A 24,132-nucleotide genomic window follows, 5' to 3' on the forward strand; every position below is an offset into this window, starting at 1 on the left:
ATTTTCTTTTGATTTATTATGATATAAATTTAATGAAACATTGTTTTATTATTTAACGGAGAGGCCGGATGTTTATTTTTCATAAAGAGACCACGCTTGAAGATCTGGGCAATGGCGTTACCCGGCGCATTCTTGCTCACGACGGTAACATGATGGCGGTTGAGGTAAACTTTGAGCAAGGTGCAATCGGCCCGATGCACAATCACCCGCACGAGCAGCTGACTTACGTGTTGTCCGGTGAGTTTGAATTTACCATCGGTGACGAAAAACATATCGTTAGAGCAGGCGACACCCTGTATAAACAGCCCAATGTTATGCATGGCTGCGTCTGCTTAACACCGGGAACGCTGCTGGATACCTTTACCCCCATTCGCGAAGATTTTCTGCACGGATAAAGTGCTAAATAAAAAAGCCGGGTATCGCTTACGCTTACCCGGCCTCCATGAGACGTCATCCGACATTCCGTCTCAACATTTACACCCCAATATCTCTTAACTTCTCGCCCGCCATTAACTTGCGTTCGATATGTTCCAGCGTGACGTTTTTGGTTTCAGGAATGAGCCAAAATGTAATCCCGATAAACGCGACGTTTAGCGCGGTGTAAAGCCAGAACGTACCGGCAGCGCCAATGCTGTCGAGCAGCGTCAGGAACGTTGCGCCAATGATCATGTTCGACACCCAGTTAGTGGTGGTGGAACAGGTAATACCGAAATCGCGGCATTTCAGCGGCTGAATTTCCGAACACAGGATCCACACGACCGGCGCGGCGCTCATTGCGTAACCTGCAATACACATCATCGTCATGCCAACCGAGAGCCAGGACAGCCCACTGGAAGCCGTGCCGTTATCAAATTGCATCAGGCAATAACCAAGCACCAGCGTCCCGATAGCCATTACGCTGAAACCAATTTTCAGCGCCGGTTTACGCCCTGCTTTGTCTACCGTAAAGACAGCGATAAAAGTAGCAAACATAAACGTTAAACCGACCACCAGTGTGGCAATCATCTGCTGCTCAGTGGTGGTAAACCCCGCCATTTTAAAAATGCGTGGCGCGTAGTACATGATAATGTTCATCCCGGTGAACTGCTGCATCGCCTGCAACAACATGCCGAGGAAAACCGCGCGACGCACGTTACGGTTAATTTTAAACAGTGCCCAACCGCCCTGCTTAAGCTTCAGGCTTTCACGAATTTCGTTCAGCTCATCGCGGGCTTTTTCTGACGTATCACGCAGCATACGCAATACTTCTTCGGCTTCGATATGGCGGCCTTTCTCCGCCAGCCAGCGCGGGCTGTTTGGCAGGAAAACAACCAGGATAATCAGTAACACCGCCGGAAGTGCCAGCACGCCCAGCATAGCGCGCCAGTTACCGCTGTAGCTGAACGCCGTATCAGATAAAAAGGCCAGCACGATCCCCAGCGTCACCATCAGTTGATACATGCTGATCATCTTGCCGCGCACGTTCTCACTGGCCATTTCGGAGAGATAGAGCGGCGCGGTGTAAGAGGCGATCCCCACCGCAACACCCAGCACCACGCGGGCAAAAATGAGCATTTCTACGCTGGACGCAAACGCCGAACCCAGAGATCCAACGACGAAAAGGATCGCGCCCGCCATCAGACTGTATTTGCGCCCCAGACGGAATGACAGCCAGCCGTTAAACAGCGCACCAATTGCCGCGCCCAGCATCATGCTGCTTACCACCCACTCCTGCAGACGGCTGGTCAGGACAAAGTGATCGGTGATAAAAGGCAATGCGCCGGCTATCACGCCAATATCCAGGCCGAATAACAACCCTGCGACGGCCGCAGAGATCGAAACAAACATATTCATACGTCGCGTATCGCGCGCAGTGCGCGGCGCTAAAGCAGCATCATTATTAATTGAGACCATTTTTTCCTGCCAGATACAGAGTAACCATGGCATTGAAAGTAAGGGATCCCTTACAGGAAGCGTCAGGCGGGAAACGGCAAAAACATGGATAAAATTGCTGCACCACATCGTTATGTGATGGATATTCCAATTTTAAAATTTATCGATAATCACTCAATTAAATTTAATTGATTGATATTAATGTATATTAAAAATAAAGGAACCATATACAGGGAAAGTAATATGGAATAATTTATAACCACAATATGGATTTTAATGATCCTAATATAAAAAAACCCTGCCAGATGGCAGGGTTTGTCGGTACAGGAAAGCTGATTAACGCGCCAGCCAGCCGCCGTCTACCGCTACGGTATAACCGTTGATGTAGTCAGAGGCGCTGGATGCCAGGAACACGACAGGCCCCATCAGGTCGCTCGGCAGCCCCCAACGACCCGCCGGGATACGATCGAGGATTTCTGCGCTACGCTGTTCATCAGCACGCAGCTGTTGAGTGTTGTTCGTCGCCATGTAACCCGGCGCAATTGCGTTAACGTTGATGTTATGTTTTGCCCACTCGTTCGCCATCAGACGGGTGACACCCATAACGCCGCTTTTAGACGCGGTGTAAGACGGTACACGGATGCCCCCCTGGAAGGAAAGCATAGAGGCGATGTTGATAATTTTGCCGCCATTACCCTGCGCGATAAAGTGCTTCGCCGCGGCCTGAGACATAAAGAACACGCTCTTAATGTTCAGGTTCATCACGTCATCCCAGTCTTTTTCGCTGAAGTCGATCGCATCGTCACGACGGATAAGCCCCGCGTTGTTGACCAGAATATCGATATGACCAAATTCCGCCACCGCGCGCTCCAGCAGCGCCGGAATGCCATCAATTTGACGTAGGTCAGCGGTCAGACTTAAAAAACGACGGCCCAGTGCGGTCACACGTTCGATGGTTTCCGTCGGTTCAACAATGTTGATACCCACGATATCGCAGCCCGCTTCAGCCAGGCCAAGCGCCATACCCTGACCCAGACCGGTGTCACAACCAGTCACAACAGCGACTTTACCTTCAAGAGAGAATGCATTCAAAATCATTGTAAATCCTTAATTTTTTATAATGCCCGCCACAGGCAGGCAAGGCTGTCGCCCGCTACTAGCGCAGATCTTTGACTGCAACATGGTCCATATCATCAAAGACCTGGTTTTCGCCGACCATGCCCCAAATGAACGTATACGCTTTTGTGCCAACACCGGAGTGAATTGACCAGCTCGGAGAAATCACCGCCTGCTCGTTATGCATCACAATATGACGCGTTTCCTGAGGCTGTCCCATCATGTGGAAGACGCAGGTATCTTCTTCCATATTGAAATAGAAATAGACTTCCATACGACGTTCATGGGTATGACACGGCATGGTGTTCCACAGGTTACCCGGCGCCAGTTCGGTCAGGCCCATGCTCAACTGGCAGGTTTCCAGCACATCTGGCACAAAGTATTTATTGATAGTACGACGGTTACTGGTGAGGTTATCGCCCAGCGTCACTGGCGCAACGTCTGCTGGCGTGACTTTTTTGGTTGGATAAGTCGTGTGGGCCGGCGCGCAGTTGTAATAAAACTTTGCCGGCTTCGCCGCATCGATGCTTGCAAAAACCACTTCTTTTGCCCCTTTCCCGACGTACAGCGCGTCACGATGGCCAATTTCATAGCACTGACCGTCAACGGTAATCGTGCCCGGGCCACCAATGTTGATCACACCCAGCTCACGACGCTCAAGGAAGTAAGTTACGCCCAGCTGTTTGCCAACTTCACCACCCACTGAGACGGTTTTGGCCACAGGCATAATGCCGCCAACAATGATGCGGTCAATGTGGCTGTAGACCATGGTGTATTCATCTGCGACAAACACTTTTTCGACCAAAAACTCATTACGCAGCCCCTGAGTGTCCAGGGTTTTCGCATGCGCACTATGGATGCTTTGTCTTACGTCCACATTTACCTCCAGTGATAAATTGACCGTGAATGCTTAAACGAATAACAAAACGCTGTTCCGTTTTATCTTATGCATTCATGATATCCCTCCCGGAATGGGTTTTCAATGATAAATAAAACGTTGTTTCACTTTTTCTGCGTCTTATTATCAAAAGTGTAAGTGCGATCACGCCAGCGCGTATAAATAGCGAAGCCGTTTTAAATAAAATGATAAATAACAATAAGATAAGTTGAGTCATTCATTAAGAGTGGGGATAAAAATGGAAAATTCAGCCGAAATCATCGGTCGAAAAGACAACTTTTCTAACAAAGTGCGCAGTTAATCACATGAAATGAAACAACGTTTTGATAAGTTGAATGTGTTTAGAGTGTATGTTTCTGTAACTGGCCTTGCCCTCCTGCTGGAGGGCTTTTTTACAGGTGCAGCGAAACACTTAGAAAGGCGTTTAAGACGGTAAATCTAAGATCGTTAATCTCGTTCGATAGCAAGTGCCACACCCTGGCCGCCGCCGATACACAGCGTTGCCAGGCCTTTGTGCGCCCGACGTTTCACCATTTCATGAACCAGTGACACCAGAATCCGGCAGCCTGATGCGCCAATCGGGTGACCGAGCGCAATAGCTCCGCCGTTCACATTCACTCGCCGTTCATCCCACTCCAGCATTTTTCCAACGGATAACGCCTGCGCGGCGAAGGCTTCGTTAGCTTCAATAAGGTCAACATCAGCCAGTTGCCAGCCAACGCGCTCAAGGCAGCGCCGCGTCGCGTAGACCGGAGCAATCCCCATGAGCGCAGGATCGACCCCGACACTGGCAAAGGCGCGAATGCGCGCCAGTATGGGTAAATTCAGCTCCTGCGCCTTGGCTTCGCTCATCATCATCACCGCGGCAGCGCCATCATTGATAGATGACGCGTTACCCGCTGTGACCGAACCGAGTCTGTCGAAGGTAGGATCCAGGCGCGCCAGCCCTTCAGCGCTTGCATCGGTGCGCGGTTGTTCATCGGTATCCACTACCAACGATTGCCCGTTACGCTGCGTCACCACTGGCACGATTTCATCTTTGAAGCGTCCGGCGTCAATTGCCATCCGCGCCTTGTGTTGCGAATGCAGCGCGTAGGCATCCTGTAGTTCACGGCTGATGCCATATTCCCGCGCCAGATTTTCTGCGGTAACGCCCATATGGTAATCGTTGAAGGCATCCCACAGCCCGTCATGCACCAGACTGTCGACGAGTTGACTGTTACCCAGTTGCGCCCCGGTGCGACTATCAGTCAGGACATGCGGCGCGCGGCTCATATTCTCTTGCCCGCCCGCAATCACAATGTCGGCCTCGCCGCACTGGATAGCCTGAGTCGCCAGATGCAGCGCTTTCAGACCCGAACCGCAGACATCGTTTATGGTGATAGCTGAAACGGTATTGGGCAACCCACCATTGATGGCTGACTGACGCGCCGGGTTCTGCCCGGCGCCTGCGGTAAGCACCTGACCGAGGATCACTTCATCCACAGCGTGAACGTCCACGCCCGTGCGTTCCAGTAACGCCCTGACCACCATGCTGCCTAATTCAACGGCAGAGTGGCGCGCCAGCGTCCCCTGGAAGCAGCCAATCGGTGTCCTTAACGCCCCGACTATCACAACCTCTTTCATCACCACCTCAGCGCAAAATAACCTCGCAATAGTAGATGATTGTTAAAAATAGTTATCAAGGTTGTTTAAAAACGGTGATTTTTATCACAAAGGAAATTCGTATCATTTATTAGTCATCTGAACGCCACTCTGCTGTAAATGGTCGCGCAACCAACTTCCCGCCACGCCAGGCGGGGATTTCTTATTCCACAACAGATCGATAGAGATAGCCTTTGGCCAGCCGGGCAGCGTCAATTGAACCAACGGTTTTTCTGCCGCAAATTCTTCTACCAGTGCGCAAGGCAGCGCGCACCAGCCGAATCCCTGAACCGCCATACTCAGCAGCAACAAATAGTTGGGAGCAGACCATACGGGGCCGCGCGCCACGTTGGTACCGCTTTCCAGATAGGTATTCAGACGCAGCTCGCGCCAGGTGTGGAGCTGTTCCCACTGCAGTTTTTCCTGGCCCGCCAGCGGATGCGAAGCCGCAACATATAACCCCATCCATGATTGCATCGGCAGACGAGTGACCCCCATGTCGGTCGGGTAATCCTCCCGCGCTTCGATCAACCCCACCTGAGCACGTCCTTTTTGCAGCAGATCGATCACGTCTTCATCTTCGCCAATCAGACATTCAAACTCGGTATGAGGAAACTTGCGGTCAAACTGCACCATCAGTTCTTCCAGCACATCCGGGTGCAGCGTGTCTGACAACACGAAGGTCAGGCGCGCTTCCGTTTCACCCGACAATGAGATCGCCGCCTCATCAAGGCGCTCACTGGCCGTCAAAATTGCCTGCACATAGCCCAGCACCCGCTTACCTTCTTCGGTCAGCTTTGGCTGCCGGGATGAACGGTCAAACAGCGCAAAACCAAGGTCGGCTTCCAGATGCGCAACGGCTGTACTGATGGTGGACTGGCTTTTGCGTAGCCGACGGGCCGCAGCAGAAAATGAGCCGCAGGAAACGGTCTCTACAAATGCCGTTAACGCTTCAGGAGAGTAACGCATGAACTATCTACTTTATCGATGGATACTATCTTTTAGATATCACATAAAACGATAAAATTGCCACCATTCCGTTATCCAGGCATCAAAGAAGGTTTTAGGTTATGCAACACGATACAGTCCAACGTCGCTCGTTAATGGAGCGCATTTTTCATGCCGTCTGCTTTGAAGGCATTGCCACCGCGATCCTCGCACCAACCACCGCATGGTTGATGCAGCGCTCGGTGCTGGAAATGGGCGGACTGACCATTATTCTCGCTACCACGGCGATGATCTGGAATATCATTTATAACGCTCTGTTTGACCGCTTATGGCCGTCACATCTGGTGAAACGTACGGCGAAAGTACGGGCATTCCACGCCTTAGGTTTTGAGAGTGGTTTTATTGTGATCGGGGTGAGCATCGTGGCGTATGTGCTGAACGTCAGCCTGCTTCAGGCATTCACGCTGGAAATTGGTTTCTTCCTGTTCTTCCTGCCATACACCATGTTTTATAACTGGGCATATGACACGTTACGCGAGCGCGTTATGAAGCGCCGCCAGCAGCGCGTTACTGCCTGATAACTCAAACAATAGTCGGAATCTTCTTGGTTCCGGCTTTTCATCCAATCCCCCTCCAGCTTGTTCACACCTCCCCCAGCCCCTGCCATTTGTGGTAAATTGCGCTTCTTTTTGTTTATTTTATAGTTGATACGTTCAAATAATGTCGAAATTTTGGTCAAAAGAAGAGACTCTTTGGAGCTTCGCACTATATGGGACTGCCGTTGGCGCAGGAACCCTCTTCCTTCCCATACAGCTGGGTTCTGCAGGCGCGGTGGTGTTGTTTATCACCGCACTCGTCGCCTGGCCTTTAACCTACTGGCCGCATAAGGCGCTGTGCCAGTTTATCCTGTCGTCAAAAACCTCTGCAGGTGAAGGGATCACCGGCGCAGTCACCCATTACTACGGTAAGAAGATCGGCAGTCTGATCACCACCCTCTATTTTATTGCCTTCTTTGTGGTGGTACTGATCTACGCCGTGGCGATAACCAATTCACTCACCGAACAGCTGGCAAAACATTTCGAGATAGATCTTCGCGTGCGTATGCTGGTCAGTTTGGGCGTGGTACTGGTGCTGAATTTAATTTTTCTGATGGGTCGACAAGCTACCATCCGGGTGATGGGCTTTTTGGTGTTTCCGCTCATCGCATACTTTTTATTCCTTTCGCTCTACCTGACCGGAAGCTGGCAGCCAACGCTACTCACCGGCCAGATGTCTTTCGATCAGCACACGCTTCATCAGGTTTGGATATCTATTCCCGTGATGGTTTTCGCTTTTAGCCATACGCCAATTATCTCTACGTTCGCCATCGACCGTCGTGAGAAATACGGCGAGCAGGCCATGGGTAAATGCAAAAAAATCATGAAGGTAGCCTACGTCATCATCTGCCTGAGCGTACTGTTTTTCGTTTTCAGCTGTTTGCTTTCGATTCCGACAAACTATATCGAGGATGCAAAAAATGAAGGCGTGACCATTCTGTCAGCGCTTTCGATGATGCCAAACGCGCCGGCCTGGCTGTCGATTTCCGGGATCGTTGTCGCCGTTGTAGCGATGTCAAAATCGTTCCTCGGCACCTACTTTGGCGTGATTGAAGGGGCAACGGAAGTGGTAAAAACGTCGTTGCATCAGGTGGGAGTGAAGAAAAGCCGGGCTTTTAACCGCGCCCTGTCCATTATGTTGGTTTCGGCCATTACGTTTATCATCTGCTGCATTAACCCTAATGCTATTTCAATGATTTACGCGATAAGTGGACCGCTGATCGCCATGATTCTGTTTATCATGCCGACATTATCTACCTATCTAATCCCGGCGCTGAAACCGTACCGTTCAGTGGGTAACCTGGTCACGTTGATTGTCGGTCTGCTGTGTGTATCTGTGATGTTTTTTGGCTAGAACGTGTTGTTTAACGGTTCATTCCTCGGTAAGTGGATGAGCCGTTAAACTGATTTATTTGATGTACGAATCCAGTACCTTCAGAACTACATCTAAATCTTCTTCACGCTTAATTTCATCGCCCTGATGAACAATGTGCTCGGTCAGATGCCCCTTAATCACTTCGCGCATTAATCCGTTTACCGCCCCGCGAATTGCCGCTATCTGCTGCAATACTGCCGCGCATTCATGCGGTTCATCCAACATGGTTTTCAATGCCGCCACCTGCCCCTGAATCTTACTGGTTCGGGCTTTCAGCTTTTGTTTGTCGCGGATCGTATGTGACATAGCAATACCTTTTTAACGTCTGACTACAGCGACAATATCATTGTCGTTCTACTGGGGGGTAGTATTTGATACTGGGGGGGAGTAGAATCAGGCGAAATTAAACAACTAAGAATCATTCTCATGAGTGAATTTTCTACGCTTCTTCAGCAAGGCAACGCCTGGTTTTTCATTCCCAGTGCGATCTTATTGGGTGTGTTACACGGCCTTGAACCGGGGCATTCCAAAACGATGATGGCGGCCTTTATTATCGCCATTAAGGGAACCATCAAACAGGCGGTGATGCTGGGACTGGCGGCAACGCTGTCGCATACCGCTGTGGTATGGTTGATTGCACTCGGCGGGATGTATATCAGCAAAGCGTTTACTGCCCAGACCGTCGAGCCCTGGCTGCAGTTTATCTCGGCAATTATTATTCTTGGTACCGCGTTCTGGATGTTCTGGCGAACCTGGCAGGGAGAGCAGAACTGGCTGGCCCAGACGCATCACGACCACGATCACGGGCATCACCACCACCATGATCATGACGACCATCACCACCATCATGACCACGATGACGATCATCACCATCATCATGACCACGATCATAACCATGCCGCGTTAGCAGGGCTGAGCGAGGGTTCGAAAGCGTATCAGGACGCCCACGAACGGGCGCATGCCACCGATATTCAGCGCCGCTTTGCGGGCAAAGAGGTCACCAACGGCCAAATATTATTGTTCGGTCTGACCGGTGGGCTGATCCCGTGCCCTGCTGCCATTACGGTGCTGCTGATATGCATCCAGCTCAAAGCCTTCACGCTGGGTGCCACCATGGTGCTGTGCTTCAGCCTCGGGCTGGCGATAACGCTGGTAACGGTGGGCGTGGCCGCGGCAATCAGCGTGCAACAGGCGGCCAAACGCTGGAACGGGTTTAACACACTGGCGCGTAAAGCGCCCTATTTTTCCAGCGCACTCATCGCGATGGTCGGCGTATATATGGGGGTTCACGGCTATCTGGGGATCGTCGGTTAACGGTAAGAGCGCGCAGCAGCGATTGCCGCTGCGCGGAAAACCAAACTAGCTTGCGACATTCCCCCGCACCAGTTGCCCTTTATGGAAGGTCGCGGTACGTGGAGAGATTCGCGCGACCGCTTCCGCTGAGCAGGAGGCATCCACCAGCACAAAGCTGGCTTCATCCTGCGCTTTCGGCCAGACGCGCTCACCTTTATCGTTAAGCGGCAGCACATCGCCGGTTGCAAGGAACAGCGCCCGCGACAGATTGAGTTCGTTCGGGCGAATATAGAGCTGCGCGTACAGATTCGCCTTTTCCAGCATATCCCCCAGGCCGTACGGCGACCAGTGGTCAATCACGCTGTCGGTCCCGGTAATCACTTCCACGCCTTTGTCGCGCAGCTGTTTTAGCGGCATGTGCATCGTGCCAATCGGCACCGTCGAAGCAATGGTAATCTGCTGCGCCGCCATGCGGGTTGCGAGTTCATCCACCTGCTGTTCGTTCAGCGTAGACAGCGCAAACGCATGGCTGATGGTCAGCTTGCCTTTCAGTTGCGGGGTTTTCTCAACCGTTTCCACCATGTAATTCACCGCCGCTACGCCTGCCGGACTGGTTTCATGCAGATGGATATCCACGCCTTTGTTGTAATCGAGCGCTATCTGGAACATGGTATCGAGTGATTTTTCCATCGCCCCATCCACGCTGGTTGGGTCCAGACCACCGACATAATGCGCCCCCGCCTGCATCGCTTCGCGCATCAGTGGTTCAGATTTTGATAACAGCAGGCCATGTTGTGGAAACGCCACGATTTCGCAGGCAAAACCCGACTGGCGACGCGCCAGTACCGCCTGCAGGTTTTCCAGGTTTTTCAGCCCAGAAACCGGTTCGATATTGCAATGGCTGCGGGCGATCGAGGTGCCTTTGGATTGCAGCAGATCGATGAGCTTTTCCGCGCGCTCCTGGGTATAAGGCTGGAGTTCAGGCAGCAGCTTTTGTTCCAGACGAATCATATCCTGAATGGTGGTGCCCGCCGGGCGGTTCAGTGAACGCCACGGACCGCCGTAAAAGGTTTTATCCAGATGGATGTGCATGTCGCGCATGGCGGGCAACATCAGCTTTCCACCTGCATCGTAGTGCGGCAGCGTCGTATCCGGATGCTGCTTATTCTCGCGCAGCGCAACAATTTTCCCGTCCTGGACTTCAACAGTTTGCAGCACGGTACGGGTATGCACCACCACCGAGTTTTCGTAATCAAACCCCACTTCCAGCAGGACGTTATCCAGGTAATAGTGCTTATCATTAATCGTCATTGTGCTCTTCGCCCCGCAGGTGTTCCCGACAGGATTAGCAGCATACGCGACCGGGGCCACTGCGCCAAACAGCGCGGCAGCGGTCACCATTTTTCCGCTCTGACTTAAAAATTCACGACGGCTGTTACTTTCCTTCATTCGCATCTCCTCTCAGGAATGGACAATATGGGTGCCCGTTTCACCGCGCAGTGCGGCGGGCAGGCATTCCGGCGTGGTGATGATCACCCGCTTACCGCCACGCGCCAGGAACGTCAGGCTGGCAACGATCTTGGGTAACATGCTGCCCGGCGGGAAATGCCCTTCCTGCATATAACGCGTCATCGTGGCGACATCCACCGTATCCAGCGCCTGCTGATTGGGTTTGCCAAAATGAATACAGACCTGCTCGACGCCGGTGGTGATCACCAGAATGTCGGCGCGAATCTCCTGCGCCAGCAGCGCCGTGGAGAGATCTTTATCAATCACTGCGTCCACGCTCTGGTAATCCCCCTGATCGCTACGCACCACTGGGATCCCGCCACCGCCCGCGCCAATCACCACAAAGCCTTGCTGTGTCAGCGTTTTGATCGCCTCTGCTTCAACAATACGTTTTGGTTCAGGGGAGGCCACAACCCGGCGGTAGCCGCGCCCCGAATCCTCCACAAAATGCCAGCCCGGGTTGACTCGCAGCAGCTCGTCACGCTGCGCTTCATTGAAGAACGCCCCGATAGGCTTGGTCGGGTTAGCAAAGCCCGGATCGTTTTTGTCGACCTCCACCTGCGTGACCACCGTGACCGCCTTTTGCTCGCCGCGTCGTGCCAGACGGTTGTTCAGCGCCTGTTGGATCAAATAGCCGATGCCGCCCTGCGTATCGGCGACGCAGTTTGCCAGTGGGGTAAGCGGCAGTCCTTCACGTTCGTGCGCGATTTCCGCACGCCGGAGATCCAGCCCTACCTGCGGCCCGTTACCGTGTGTCAGCACAATGTTGTAGTCCGATGCCAGCATCTCCAGCACCGTATCCGCCACTGCCTTCACCGCCTCAGCCTGGTGCTCAATCGACTGGCTGGCGTTATCTTTGATAATGCTGTTGCCGCCAATGGCAACGACCACAAGTTCTTTCATAGTGTTATCTTCCGCTTACAGGCGATTCAGGTCGTTTTTGACGGTTCCTGCTCAGGCGCAGTCACCGCTTCACGGCTATCAAGAACATGCTTGAGGACAAACATGCCGCTCATCATCAGGTAGGCCACAACAAACATCATCGAGCTGCCTTCAGCAAAGCCAACCGCCGGGGAGTGGATCACGCCAAACAGCGATAACAGCGCCCCAAAGGCTGCGGCAATCGACCCGCGTAACGGCTTATTCATAATGGCGAAGATAGCGACGCAGCCCCACAGCATACTGGCCAGCGGCGCGCCGCTACCCAGATGCACCAGTCCGTCGTAATAGACACCTTTGCTGTGCAGCAGATCACTCCCCAGTTTCCCCGCAGATGTTCCGGCAGCGCCCATCACGCTGTTGACGATGGTTAGCGCCCAGTTAGCGATCCACGGGAACAGGCAGATGAAGATCACGGGAACCTCGACTTTGGGCGTTTCTCGCACCACCTGATTGGCGGTCACTACGCCGATAAACACCAGAATCGGCACGATCGCAGTCATCGGAATAATGGCGAGCATAAACGCGCCCAGGCCAAACAGCGGCACCAGGAACATGGTGATACCAGATGCCAAGGTATAGCCGATGCTGGCGCCCATCGCTTTCCAGCCCGCATGCCCAACATACACGGTCACCGGGAACGGGTTGCCCAGCATGCAGCCAAGCATGGAGGCGAAACCGTTCGCCATCATCACCTTGCGGGTGTTGTACTCATCACCTGCCGCATGTGCGCTTTCAATGTTCTCGAGGTCAAAAATGTAGTTCGCCAGACCCAAAGGGACCGCAGAGGCCAGATACGGCAGCGCGTGCGGCAAACCTTGCAGGAAGCTGTCGACATGAATTTCCGGCGGATTGAAGCCAAAGGAAGACATCGAGGATTTAATCGCTTCCGGGCTTTGCAAACCGGAGATCCACGCCAGGGCCGTACCGGCAATTAGCAGCAGTAAGCCGGTAGGAATGCGGGCAAAAATCGGCTTCTTACCGAACCAGTTAATGAAGATCAGTAACAAGACGATGAAAGAGACGGTCGGCGCTTCAAATGCCTGCAGCATCGGGTTCATCGCCAGCAGCAACAGTCCCAGGCCGGACAGACAAGAAAGCAGTACCGTACGTGGGATCATCTTGCGGATGGTCTCGCCCAGGAAGGAGCCGCCCACCAGGATCAACGCTTCGACAAAACACCACACCAGCGCGATTTGGATCGCGAAGTTGGCATCTTTGGTTTGCTGATAAACCGGCATCAGTACCAGGAAGGTGACGGTAAAGATTGACGGTGCGCTCGGTCCGGACGGCAGTGCCGTCACGTCATTACGCCCTGTGTGCTTTGCCATCTGCAGGCCAAACCAGGCATAGCAGACACTGGCCACCAGCACCGCCAGACCAAAGGCAGGCGCAATGCGCCCATACACAATTTCGGTAGGGATCCCGACGACAAAAATGAGCAGCCCCATCATTGTCAGCAGGTTAGTCAGGTTGTTGGTCATCAGCCCGAAGTAAGCCGCCCAGTCACCACGTTTCCATTCTAGTTTTATGCTGTTCATGGAATATCCTTCACAGGTTAAGCATCGTTTGCGATCTCAGGGATCGCCCAGCCCTGCAGGTAAGCAACGTTTTGCGCTTTGCTACTGTGGGGCTAACGCCGTTAGCCCCGATTATTGTTATTAGCAGTAGCGGTCACGCCAGTTGAGGATCGCCTTTTCAAAACAGGCGAACGGCGGGTGGACTATTCCGGCGCCGATCATGCCGATCCCTGCGTCTTTGTGCGCAATTGCGGTGTTAATCACCGGCAAAATACCGGTGCTGCCTACGCGTGTAATATCTATCGCGGTCGGTACCCCCATAAAACCCAGCAGCGGAATCGTGACGTTGGGGTTTTCACCGAGGGTGATTTCGCGCATCTGGCGAGAGAAATCGACCGCCTCTTCGACCGTTCCCCCCACCAGCGCCACGATAGCCGGTGCCGTCGCCATGGCAAAACCGCCAATGCCGTAGGTTTCGGTAATCGCGCTATCGCCGATATCACGACCGGAATCTTCCGGCTTATAGCCCGCAAACATCGGACCTATCACCTGTTGCGCCGGACCGGTAAACCATTGCCCCGGCAACCCGCTGACGCGTAGACCGAACTCAACGCCGTTACGCGCCATCGTCGTCACCACGGTGCTGTATTCAATACCGTGGGCGGCGTCCATTGCCGCTTTACACATTGCCATCCAGGTCGGCCCGGAGAAGTAATCGCTGCTAAGGACGAATTCGAACACCTCACGCTGCTGCTCAACCGGATAACCGGTCTGAATAATCCACGGCGTCAGCGCCTGAATCAGCAGCGCCGTCCCGGCGTTGTTGCGGTTATGACACTCATCGCCCATGTGCAGCGCCTGTGCCAACATCAGGCGCAGATCGATTTCTCCCGCCAGCTTCATGGCATCGCGCAACATCGGTCCCATCACATCACGCATCCAGTTCAGACGATCTATAACGCTCTGATCGTTCGCTCCCATGCGCAGGATCTTCGCCATCTGCTCGCTCATATTGGTATATGCGCGGTTGCCGTAGGTTTTGTTCTCTACGATGTGCATAAACATCGACGCCGACGTCACACCCGCCATAGAACCAACGCAGTCATGCTCGTGGCACGGAGAGAAGATAATTTCGCCGGAGGCGGCAAGCTCGGCGGCTTCATCCAGATCTTTCGCCAGGCCTTCAAACACCAGCGCCCCGGTTACCGCGCCCTTCATTGCGCCGCACATTTTTTCCCAGCGGATCGGCGGTCCGGCGTGCAGGATGGTGTTGCGGGTCATCCCCGGCACGACATTGATTGCCTGGTCATAGCCAATAAGCACCGGATGCGACTGGATAATACGTTCCAGCGCCTGCTGGTTAGCGGCAGCGATTTTGTCTGCCAGCGGCGAATCGGCAATCTCGTCCAGGGCGGCCACTACCTGCATGTTGCCCTGCCCCGGCGGTGTCCAGTCGAGCTGAGTCACGGGTACGTTCTGCTTTTTCAGGTCATCGCTGAACATCGCGATGCCGACATTAATCACATTCAGCGGCTGGTTAAACAGTGTCTGGCTCATCAGGCTTCCTCCCCTTTACAGATAAATTCACGCGCCAGCAATCCGGTGTTGGTGCTACTGCTCGCCCAGATGACGCCAGCATCGGTCAGCATCTGGCACTGTTTTTCCAGTGACGGCGTATCGAGGGAGGTGCCCAACACGTAGCCGAGGATCTCCAGCGGACGGTCGTCTGCGGCAGCGATCGCTTTGGCTTCAACGATCGCGTCGAGCATCACACCGACCGGATCTTCATGCGCTCCAAATCCAAGCACGAAGTCCATCACGATCACGCCGACTTCAGGATCGCGCGCTTCCTGCAACAGACGACTAATGCGGTTGGTGGGATCGATCATCGGGTGCGGTTTACCGTTGGTGAAATCATCATCACCGAAATCGAGGAAGGTATGCCCGACGCTGCGGTTGAGATCTTGCAGGCGGAACGCCGGATCCGGATGAATGTTGCTGTAAACTTCCGCGTGTTTTTCCATGGCGGCAAACATCGCCTCATCGCACAGCGTGCCACCGCAGAACAAGCCGCGAATATACTTTTGCTGCGGGGTCAGACGGGCGCGGACCTCTTCAATCAGCGGCCAGTTGAGCGGATGTAGATCCAAACTCTCTTTTTTAACGCCGGTCAGCAGCACCGCTTTCAGCGCCGCTTCTTTGGTGCCGCGTGCAAACAGCAGGCCTTTTTCATCCGCAGGAGCGGCTTCACGCCCAAGGAAACACACCACAACGGGCTTATGGCAAGCGCGCGCGCGTTCCAGCACCTTGCGCGCCACCGCTGGCGCAGGCGGTTTGGAGATCAGCGCAATGATCTCCGTTTGCGGATCAGCCTCCAGCATGCCAATCGCGTCAAGCATCATCAGGCCGCCAATCTTTTCACTCAGATCGCGTCCACCGGTACCAATCAGTTGGGAAATCCCGCCGCCAAACTCGTGAATGCGTACGCTCAGTTCCTGACTTCCGGTACCAGACGCACCGACAATTCCGATGTTGCCGCGACGCACCGCGTTGCCAAAACACAACGCCGCGCCGTTAATAATGGCGGTTCCGCAGTCTGGCCCCATCATCAACAGCCCTTTTTCATGCGCCAGCTGCTTGAGTGCCAGCTCGTCCTCAAGAGAGACGTTGTCAGAGAACAGCATCACGTTGAGGTTATTTTGCAGCGCCTGACGCGCTTCACGCGCAGCAAACAGTCCATTGACCGAGATCACCGCCAGGTTGCTGTCAGGAACATGTTTCTTCGCGCTGGCGAGCGTGGCATAGCGCGCTTCATGCTGGCCGCCCTGCTCTTTATGCGTAAACAGTTCTTCAATCGCCACCAGCGTCTGGTCGTTCGCCGCTTCGCTGGCACCTTTAATGACAATCATCAGATCGCCACTTTTCGCCTCTTCCAGCTCAGGCGTGAGCAAGCCAAGATTCTTCAGCACGCCCTTATTCATTTCTGTCGCCATAGCTACGAACGCCTGCTCAACGCCATCGAGCTTATTTGCGCGTGTAGAGATAGACATCAGTGAGACAGAATCAAAATACGTATTCTTTTTAACAACTATCCTGATCGACATAATTCCCTCCGGACCTGTAGCTCAGGGCACAGGCATCCGCCATGCCATACAGCATGTCGCAGCCAGAACTTGAGCCAATATTTTTAATGTCAATAATATATTGTGTAGAAACGGGGTGTTGCTCAGTAATAATATGTTTTACCAGCCGCCCAACGCTTTCCCGAAAACGTTGATGAAAAGCTTCCTCCAGCGTTATTTTGCTGAGTAGCGTCGTATTATTTCCGGCACATTGTAAGGCTGCTAAAAAATCTTCACGATATTTCCTCAGCGGATGTCCAGGAATAAATAGAATAGTGCTTAAGCCCACTAAATAATCATCAGATGAAGGCGTCAGACCAATCCCCAGACCAATTAAATAACTGACCGCTGTAGAGATATTTTCTCCTGTATGCAACGCCGTCAGTAATCTTTGTCGGCGATTGAGTAATTGACGGGTGATTTCCTGATAAAACGGGTTATCACCCTGGTACAGAAATAATGTGTCGTCGCTTGTTAGCTGTTGGCGGATAACCCCTTCCCAGCGCTGCCAGTAGACTGTAGCGAGGCTTACTGTATCTGGCGTCCACCGTGGTATGCGCCACCGCAGACAACCGGAGGTTTCTATCCATTTATCGTTGCCAACGGCTATCCCCGACTCGGAAAAACTGACCCATTCACCAGAGTGAAACAGGTCTTCACAATGCGTCAGCGCCAGCCGACAGCTGTTAGGCGCGTTATCACAATCTTCACTCAGTAACGTCAGCAGTTGCTGCTGTTCAGGTATTAACAGGTTTACTGCGCGGGAAAAAACCTGTTCAACCCGTGCCATTCCCCGGAAAGCGAGAAACGCGCCGTCTGCGGTTAACGCCCGTACACATCGCCGTGATGGCGTAGCGATAGTGGCGCTCCTCGGTCAGGCTCCGGCCGCAATCAGCAGCTCGGCAATTTCGTGGTAACCTTTCTCCCGCGCCAGTTCCAGCGGGGATTTACCGTATTTATCCGTCATGTGCGGATTCGCACCATGGTCGAGCAGCAGCTTGACGATCTCCTGCTGCTTCGCACCACCATCATTCAGCACGATGGCTTCCAGCAGCGGCGTCCAGCCGACAAAGTTGGTGTGATTAACATTGATGTCGGTTCGCAGCAGCAGTTCACGCACGATGTCCACATGGCCTTTTTCACTGGCAGGCGTAATACCCACACCGCCAAAACGGCTCAGGCAATTAAGATCGGGGTTAGCCGGTAATACCAAACGCAGTAGCGTTAAGTCATTCGTCAGGCAGCTAATCAGGAATGGATTAAAGCAGGTTTGATCTTGTTTATTAATATCAGCACCTGCGGCAATCAATAAAGAAACACAGTCGTAATGTTTATTCAGACTGGCGATAATTATGGCGGTACGCCCCTGGCGGTTAGTGGCATTAATATCCACATTTTTTGCCAGACAGGATTTTAATCCCTGTGCATTGCCCTGCTCTGACGCCAGCAAAAATTCAGTAATGAGTTCTTTCTCTGACATAGTCCCTCTCCTGCAGTTTTTAAGGCTTTTAAATTTTCGATAAGCTGAGAATAGCAATAGAGTGATAAGAATAATATCCGCTTAAATTTCATTCATCGTTAGCGAGGCGATTGTTGAACACAATTTAATAATGAGAGTAAAACGTGCTGTAGTGCAATCTTTCCCTTATGGCTGACGTTCTTTTACGCGCTAATCAGTCATCCAGGTTAAAAAGCGGCATGCTACGCAGATAGCGGCCTACAACTAAAGGACAGAAGTGTGATTGCCTTCAAATCAAATGTAAAACTGGTGTTAAATTCTGTTCAAAACTGATTGCTCTGTATAAGGATTACAAATACATTCAACAATCATTGTATGGGGGCGGTAGCCTTGAGGCCTGGGAGGAGAGAGGATGAATTCAATTTTTACCGAGGAGAACCTGCTGGCGTTCACCATGGCGGCGCGCTACAGCAGTTTCAGCAAGGCCGCTGAGGAGCTGGGTTTAACCACCTCCGCCATTAGCTACACCATCAAGCGAATGGAGACAGGGCTGGACGTGGTACTGTTTACCCGCAGTACTCGCAGCATTGAGCTGACCGAGTCCGGGCGCTACTTGTTCCGTAAGGCGACAGATCTGCTGAACGATTTCCACGCCATCAAGCGCAGCATTGATACCATCGCCCAGGGCATCGAGGCTCGGGTGCGCATCTGCATTAACCAGTTGCTCTACACCCCGCAGCATACCGCACGGCTGCTGCAGGTACTTAAGAAACAGTTTCCAACCTGCCAGATAACCGTCACCACCGAGGTGTATAACGGCGTCTGGGATTCGATCATCAACAACCTCGCCAACATCGCCATCGGTGCGCCCGATACGTTACTGGACGGCGGAGGGATTGATTACACCGAGATCGGCGCAATCCGTTGGTCGTTTGCGATCGCACCGGATCATCCGCTGGCCTTTATGCCTGAACCCATCTCTGAGAGCCAGCTGCGCCTGTACCCGAACATCATGGTGGAAGACACCGCGCACACCATTAACAAAAAGGTCGGCTGGCTGTTACACGGACAGGAGTCGATCCTGGTTCCCGATTTTAATACCAAATGCCAGTGCCAGATTCTGGGTGAGGGTATCGGTTTTCTGCCGGACTATATGGTGCGCGAGGCGATGGAAAAGTCGTTGCTGGTCACGCGGCAGATCCACAACCCGCGTCAGGACTCACGGATGCTGCTGGCGACCCAGCATTCGGCAACCGGTCGAGTGACTCAGTGGATTAAAAAGGAATTTGGCCCAAGCGGAGTGCTGACGGGAATTTATCAGGATTTGCTACATCGGGAGTGATGCGCCGGATGGGGGATGCGTTCCGGCGCTCGTGTGATAATCAAGCGCGAATATCGTCGTACTCGCGGGTCTTATCAAACTCATGTTTGGCAAACGGACACAGCGGAATCACTTTGCGGTTTTCAGCGCGCATTTTCTCCACCACTTTCGCCACCAGCAGTTTGCCGACACCCTGACCTTTAAGGCTGGGATCGACATCGGTATGCTCAATGATGCTCAAATGCTCACCTGTCGGCACAAAGACAATCTCGGCGACCTGATTGCCCTCAGCATCATTCACATAAAACTTATTGTGGCCTGCAAGAATCTCCATGGTTCCCTCACTTATTTCTGGCGATATTTCAGCGCACCGCTCGGGCAGGTATCAATGACCTTAATCACCGTCGCGACATCCACTTCATCCGGGATGATCCACGGTTTACGCTTCAGGTTAAAAAGCTTTGCGCTTCCCCGCACGCAGTTTCCCGAATGCTGACATATCGTCGTATTGAAGTAGACGTCAATCTTCTCGCCGGTATAGGCCCGATAACCTGCACTCAGTAGTTCTTTATCCACGACATTGCCTCACATTTTTTTATTGTCTGGGTCTAATCATAGACCGATGCGAGGCTGAAGGAGGTCGCTGAAAGCAGAAATATCACTCAGATCTTTTCTGCAACGACGGCTCCCGCTCTGGCGGCAAATACTCCAGCATCGCAGGCGTCGGCGGCGGCAGACGGTTATCGGCGATATCCCTGTCCACATCGATATGACTGATCTCACCACTTTCATAATGGTGAACCGTCAGCACTCTCGCCTTGTTCAGTTCTGTCACCAGCTCACGGGTAATGCGTAAACTTTCCGCCAGTTCATGGTCTTCCAGTCCTGGTCTACGGCTGCGGCGTTCCACCCGGAAGCGAAACTGGTTGTACTTCGCCCAGCCAATCAGCACCAGGCCATTCACCAGAGCAACAAGGATATAAAACGTCACCGTATCCAGCGTGGTGAAAAAGGGTCGTACGCCCATATAGGGCGAGTGCGTCAGCGCCGTGATCAGCCCTTTATAAATCAGGTAAATAAACCCAATCCAGGCAACCAGCGTCAACAGCACGTCGATCGCCCTTGGCAGAAAACGCTGTTCGGTAAAGATCAGTGGCTGATTCATGACTCGATCCTCCCAATGCCACGGTCAGGACTCACCCAGCGCGCCCTGCCGCGTTTGCGTTTGAGCATCACTTTCGGAAACGCCACCAGCGTGGTGAAAAGACTTAGCATCCAGTACACCACCGGGAACCAGATAATCCAGAACAACGAGGCGCCAATGCCTTTTTCATAGCGTCGTTCGATGATCAGACTTACCGCAAACTGTATTAAGCAGACCACGCCAAGGATAAGTCCGGTAAAGGCTGGCGGGAACAGATGCTGCACGTACAGTGAGTCCGGCATCGGGATCATCAACCCTAGCAGGAACAGCACGATACTGATCGCGTAAGCGAACGACCACGCGGTAGAAAAACAGAACTCGAAAAACAACGGCCACATGCGACGAAACTCCCACGACCACAGGCGGCGCATGTTCACGATAAATACCTCCGCGCCGCCTTGCGCCCAACGCAGACGCTGCTTCCATAGTCCTTTTAACGTTTCAGGCATCAGGATCCAGCACAGTGCGCGTGGCTCAAAGAATATCGACCAGTGGCGCAATTGCAGCTTCCAACTGATGTCGATATCTTCGGTGATCATGTCCGGGCTCCAGTAACCGACCTCCGCCAGCGCGCGGCGACGAAACGCCGCCACCACGCCGGAAACGGTAAAGATCTGCCCATAGACTCGCTGCGTACGTTTAATCAAGCCGATAATGGAAGAGAACTCACCGACCTGCACACGGCCAATTAACGTGGAGCGGGTACGAATACGTGGATTCCCGGTCACCGCACCGACGCGCGGGAACTGGATTAGCGGAGCCACAATATAGGCGACGGCATCGCGATCCAGTAATGCATCACCGTCAATACAAACCAGGTAATCACTGCGCGCCGCTGCCGCACCGGTCTTCAACGCCAGCGCTTTACCCTGGTTTTCAGCCAGATGAATCACGCGCAGGCTTGGATATTCCACGGCCAGCTGTTCCAGAACCTCGTATGTATCGTCCGTCGAACCATCGTTGATGGCAATCACTTCAATATTTTTATATCGCTGCGCCATCGCAGCACCAATGGTTTCACGCGCATTGATCCCTTCGTTAAAACAGGGGATTAGAATGGAAACCAGCGGATTCCCTTCCAGGGTCGGTGGCGGTGTATTATCTCCCCATTTCCAGTGACGCTCACGGTAAAACCAGAAATAGGCTCCGCCGCTTATCCACAGTGCAGACATGAACAAGGGCCAGAAGAAGACGAAGTTCAACATCATTTCACCTGTAAAAATGACAGCCACGCCAAACGGCAGGCTGAACATCAGGCAAAGTATCAGGAAAGCAATTATGCGATCGGTCATTTTTGCGGGTACCAGTATGAGGAGAACGTCGAGCGAATCTCTGACATCTCAGGTTTGTCGCTGATGAAATCATCCGGGTAATAGCCGTAGTTACCTGCACCGCTTAATTTCAGCTGGCGCATCCATTCGGCGATCTGTTTTCCGCTGATTTCTGCCTCGTCCCCGGATTTACGCCAGTCTCGTGCCTGCAGTTCAAACACGGTTTTGTCCAGCGCGCCGGGCGTTTGTGCAACGGCATTCACTAATCTGTCGAGCCAGGCGTTGGCATCATTGGCCGGGATTTGCTCCATATATGGCATCGCCATGGGTGCCGTCCAGTCATAGGTATTGAGGAAATCATTCAGGTTCTGCGCAAACCAGGCCTCACTCTCCGGCTCCAGTACCGGCATCGCGTAAATATTGCGCGCAGTTTGCACCTGCGGACCGCGAATATTACGCACCGACTGGGTCAGTTGTTTGGTGAAGTCGATCAGCATCTTACTTTTCAGGCGCGTCCAGCGCTCAAAGGTCTGAGGGTTGCTACGGATTTGCTCAATACTTCCCGGAAGCCCTGCGGCACGGTAGGCGGCTAACGCCTCCGGTGACGCGTCTTCAAAGTCCGTCAGGAAAGCATCATCGTGGAACAAGATTCCTTTGAAGCTTGCGTGTTTCGCCAGGTCTTCATAGATTTCAGTGATGCGCTGACGCGCTTCGCCGCTCCAGGGTGAAAGGCGGACATAGTTCTCGTGATTGATAGCAGTACGTCCCGTTTTCGGATCCCATGCGGTTACACGTGGAATAGAAGCGTCGAGATCGAAAGCCAGAACCGGCATCCAGGCATATACCGTCACCCCTGCCCGCGTTTGTAATTGCCAGGAAATATAGTTAAACAGGTCGGCGCGCATCGGCAGCCAGCGGTTAGGGAAATAAAGCTCGCGAATATTCCCGTCACCTTTAGGGTCGGCATACGCCTGCAGGAAAACGTGAGAAATGCGCATGTCATAAACGCGCTGGATCAGCTTATCGATGTTGCGCTTCTGCTGGGCCGGGTCTTTGTCATACACGTAATCCAGATCCACATGCATCACACGCATCGTCTGCGGTTCACGCACCTGAGCGACCTGACTTGCAAAGCGCTTTAGAGAGGGATTATCAGAGATCAGCACGCGCGGGATGTCATCAAGAAACGCGGCATTCGCCAACCCTTCGTTGAGCGTGAAGGCCATCTTGTAGCCATGTTCTTTGGTCAGATTTAAGGTTGTGCCACTGGCCGCACCATAAGGCCACACCCACGCGCGCGGCGATTTCCCTGTCACCGATTTAATCTTATTGGTGATCAGTGAAATATCGGTATTAATGCGCCGCGTATACTGCTCATCCGTTTCGTAAGTTCCTGTTTTCTTATCGTAAAGACGATTCGCCACCGCCGGTTCTTTACTCCCCTGCGGGTTGGCATCACCACCGAAATGCGACGCCCAGGTATGCGCACCAATTTCTACCAGCGGCGATTTGCCCATCTCTTCGACCATCTTCCAGGTGGCGAATTTATCGCGCGCGGTCATTAAGCCGCCAAAATCGACTTTTTTATTGGCTGGCGCATCGACCCAACTGCCTACCGGCGCCCAGAGTGCAGGCCAGTTGTAGGCTTTCAGCAGCGGCCAGACTCGGGTATAAAAACTGCTGTATCCGTCATCAAAGGTGAGCAGTACAGCCTTTTCCGGCAGTACGATTTTACCGTCATGGGCGTCCAGGATTTGCTGCACGCTGATCGGGTTATAGCCATTATCACGCAGCCAGGCCATTTGGTCGCTCAATGCGCTGGTGCGCACAGAAAGATAGCGCTGATCCGCTGCGCCATCTTCAACATCGTGATAACCCAGTACCAGGAAGCTATTTTTTGGCCACGGATGATCAGCCGTCAGCGGCGTTCTCTCTGCGGGAGGAACATAACGAGGCGTTGTATTGTGCGCACTACTGCACGCGGTAATCATCAACCAGCCAGCGATTAATGCGCTAAGCCACAGGCATCTTTTCAGCATGAACAA

23 protein-coding genes are annotated in these 24,132 nt (G+C 53.0%); 5 read left to right on the forward strand and 18 right to left on the reverse strand.

The window, feature by feature from the left end; genetic code table 11:
- Positions 1-68: 68 nt before the first annotated feature.
- The gene (locus OGX99_RS13595; protein ID WP_151218294.1) at positions 69-395 is read left to right on the forward strand and encodes a cupin domain-containing protein; all 327 of its coding nucleotides are present in this window, start codon (positions 69-71) and stop codon (positions 393-395) included.
- A 79-nt stretch (positions 396-474) separates the two neighbouring features.
- Here OGX99_RS13595 and araE read toward each other — a convergent pair whose 3' ends face one another.
- From araE to OGX99_RS13620, 5 genes are all read right to left on the reverse strand, one after another.
- Positions 475-1,893, reverse strand: coding sequence for an arabinose-proton symporter AraE (gene araE / locus OGX99_RS13600; RefSeq protein WP_151218398.1), 1,419 nt, complete (start codon positions 1,891-1,893; stop codon positions 475-477).
- 315 nt (positions 1,894-2,208) lie between these two features.
- On the reverse strand, positions 2,209-2,970 hold the full coding sequence (gene kduD, locus OGX99_RS13605) for a 2-dehydro-3-deoxy-D-gluconate 5-dehydrogenase KduD (protein ID WP_003033923.1): 762 nt from the start codon (positions 2,968-2,970) through the stop codon (positions 2,209-2,211).
- 58 nt (positions 2,971-3,028) lie between these two features.
- A complete protein-coding gene (kduI, locus tag OGX99_RS13610; protein ID WP_151218295.1) occupies positions 3,029-3,865 on the reverse strand; it encodes a 5-dehydro-4-deoxy-D-glucuronate isomerase in 837 nt (278 codons plus the stop codon).
- 468 nt (positions 3,866-4,333) lie between these two features.
- On the reverse strand, positions 4,334-5,512 hold the full coding sequence (locus tag OGX99_RS13615; RefSeq protein WP_151224288.1) for an acetyl-CoA C-acetyltransferase: 1,179 nt from the start codon (positions 5,510-5,512) through the stop codon (positions 4,334-4,336).
- Positions 5,513-5,614: 102 nt separating this feature from the next.
- Complete coding sequence (locus OGX99_RS13620; protein WP_210905335.1) at positions 5,615-6,499, reverse strand: LysR family transcriptional regulator; 885 nt, start codon at positions 6,497-6,499, stop codon at positions 5,615-5,617.
- A gap of 101 nt (positions 6,500-6,600) precedes the next feature.
- On the opposite strand from OGX99_RS13620, the gene OGX99_RS13625 reads away from it, so the two are divergent.
- Complete coding sequence (locus OGX99_RS13625; RefSeq protein WP_040232158.1) at positions 6,601-7,056, forward strand: multidrug/biocide efflux PACE transporter; 456 nt, start codon at positions 6,601-6,603, stop codon at positions 7,054-7,056.
- Between the two features lie 142 nt (positions 7,057-7,198).
- Positions 7,199-8,428 carry an amino acid permease gene (locus tag OGX99_RS13630; RefSeq protein WP_187253155.1) on the forward strand — a complete coding sequence of 410 codons (1,230 nt, stop codon included), beginning with the start codon at positions 7,199-7,201 and terminating at the stop codon, positions 8,426-8,428.
- Between the two features lie 54 nt (positions 8,429-8,482).
- On the opposite strand, the gene rcnR is transcribed toward OGX99_RS13630, so the two are convergent.
- Positions 8,483-8,755: a Ni(II)/Co(II)-binding transcriptional repressor RcnR gene (gene rcnR, locus OGX99_RS13635; protein WP_003825567.1), complete on the reverse strand. Its 273-nt coding sequence runs from the start codon at positions 8,753-8,755 to the stop codon at positions 8,483-8,485.
- Between the two features lie 120 nt (positions 8,756-8,875).
- On the opposite strand from rcnR, the gene OGX99_RS13640 reads away from it, so the two are divergent.
- Entirely contained in the window at positions 8,876-9,763 is an 888-nt protein-coding gene (locus tag OGX99_RS13640) for a nickel/cobalt efflux protein RcnA (RefSeq protein ID WP_151218298.1), read from the forward strand.
- A 45-nt stretch (positions 9,764-9,808) separates the two neighbouring features.
- Here the strand turns inward: OGX99_RS13640 and OGX99_RS13645 are convergent, their stop codons facing one another.
- The 7 genes from OGX99_RS13645 to OGX99_RS13675 form a co-directional block, all read right to left on the reverse strand.
- Complete coding sequence (locus tag OGX99_RS13645; RefSeq protein WP_286543880.1) at positions 9,809-11,191, reverse strand: amidohydrolase family protein; 1,383 nt, start codon at positions 11,189-11,191, stop codon at positions 9,809-9,811.
- Positions 11,192-11,203: 12 nt separating this feature from the next.
- Positions 11,204-12,154, reverse strand: a complete 951-nt coding sequence (locus OGX99_RS13650; RefSeq protein ID WP_151218300.1) for a carbamate kinase family protein — start codon at positions 12,152-12,154, stop codon at positions 11,204-11,206.
- A 26-nt stretch (positions 12,155-12,180) separates the two neighbouring features.
- Positions 12,181-13,731 (reverse strand): permease family protein, encoded by a 1,551-nt coding sequence (locus OGX99_RS13655; protein WP_286538377.1) that lies wholly within the window; start codon positions 13,729-13,731, stop codon positions 12,181-12,183.
- A gap of 120 nt (positions 13,732-13,851) precedes the next feature.
- Positions 13,852-15,267: a YlbE family protein gene (locus OGX99_RS13660; protein WP_151218301.1), complete on the reverse strand. Its 1,416-nt coding sequence runs from the start codon at positions 15,265-15,267 to the stop codon at positions 13,852-13,854.
- On the reverse strand, positions 15,267-16,814 hold the full coding sequence (gene fdrA, locus OGX99_RS13665; protein WP_151224291.1) for an acyl-CoA synthetase FdrA: 1,548 nt from the start codon (positions 16,812-16,814) through the stop codon (positions 15,267-15,269). The genes OGX99_RS13660 and fdrA overlap by 1 nt, the downstream gene beginning before the upstream one ends.
- On the reverse strand, positions 16,792-17,622 hold the full coding sequence (locus tag OGX99_RS13670) for an oxamate carbamoyltransferase subunit AllH family protein (protein ID WP_252838630.1): 831 nt from the start codon (positions 17,620-17,622) through the stop codon (positions 16,792-16,794). Before OGX99_RS13670 ends, fdrA begins: the two co-directional genes overlap by 23 nt.
- A gap of 84 nt (positions 17,623-17,706) precedes the next feature.
- Positions 17,707-18,312 (reverse strand): ankyrin repeat domain-containing protein, encoded by a 606-nt coding sequence (locus OGX99_RS13675; protein WP_252838629.1) that lies wholly within the window; start codon positions 18,310-18,312, stop codon positions 17,707-17,709.
- 391 nt (positions 18,313-18,703) lie between these two features.
- Between OGX99_RS13675 and OGX99_RS13680 the strand changes: the two genes are divergently transcribed.
- Entirely contained in the window at positions 18,704-19,633 is a 930-nt protein-coding gene (locus tag OGX99_RS13680) for a LysR substrate-binding domain-containing protein (protein WP_151218305.1), read from the forward strand.
- Between the two features lie 40 nt (positions 19,634-19,673).
- On the opposite strand, the gene OGX99_RS13685 is transcribed toward OGX99_RS13680, so the two are convergent.
- The 5 genes from OGX99_RS13685 to pgaB form a co-directional block, all read right to left on the reverse strand.
- A complete protein-coding gene (locus tag OGX99_RS13685; protein ID WP_016157396.1) occupies positions 19,674-19,946 on the reverse strand; it encodes a GNAT family N-acetyltransferase in 273 nt (90 codons plus the stop codon).
- 11 nt (positions 19,947-19,957) lie between these two features.
- The gene (gene yjdI, locus OGX99_RS13690) at positions 19,958-20,188 is read right to left on the reverse strand and encodes a 4Fe-4S mono-cluster protein YjdI (RefSeq protein WP_151218306.1); all 231 of its coding nucleotides are present in this window, start codon (positions 20,186-20,188) and stop codon (positions 19,958-19,960) included.
- A gap of 82 nt (positions 20,189-20,270) precedes the next feature.
- Positions 20,271-20,777 carry a poly-beta-1,6-N-acetyl-D-glucosamine biosynthesis protein PgaD gene (gene pgaD / locus OGX99_RS13695; protein WP_151224294.1) on the reverse strand — a complete coding sequence of 169 codons (507 nt, stop codon included), beginning with the start codon at positions 20,775-20,777 and terminating at the stop codon, positions 20,271-20,273.
- The gene (gene pgaC / locus OGX99_RS13700; RefSeq protein ID WP_151218307.1) at positions 20,774-22,108 is read right to left on the reverse strand and encodes a poly-beta-1,6-N-acetyl-D-glucosamine synthase; all 1,335 of its coding nucleotides are present in this window, start codon (positions 22,106-22,108) and stop codon (positions 20,774-20,776) included. The genes pgaD and pgaC overlap by 4 nt, the downstream gene beginning before the upstream one ends.
- Entirely contained in the window at positions 22,105-24,126 is a 2,022-nt protein-coding gene (pgaB, locus tag OGX99_RS13705; protein WP_187253161.1) for a poly-beta-1,6-N-acetyl-D-glucosamine N-deacetylase PgaB, read from the reverse strand. The genes pgaC and pgaB overlap by 4 nt, the downstream gene beginning before the upstream one ends.
- Positions 24,127-24,132: the final 6 nt, after the last annotated feature.

The sequence above is a fragment of the Citrobacter sp. Cu096 genome (assembly GCF_030332285.1).
Classification (GTDB): domain Bacteria; phylum Pseudomonadota; class Gammaproteobacteria; order Enterobacterales; family Enterobacteriaceae; genus Citrobacter; species Citrobacter meridianamericanus.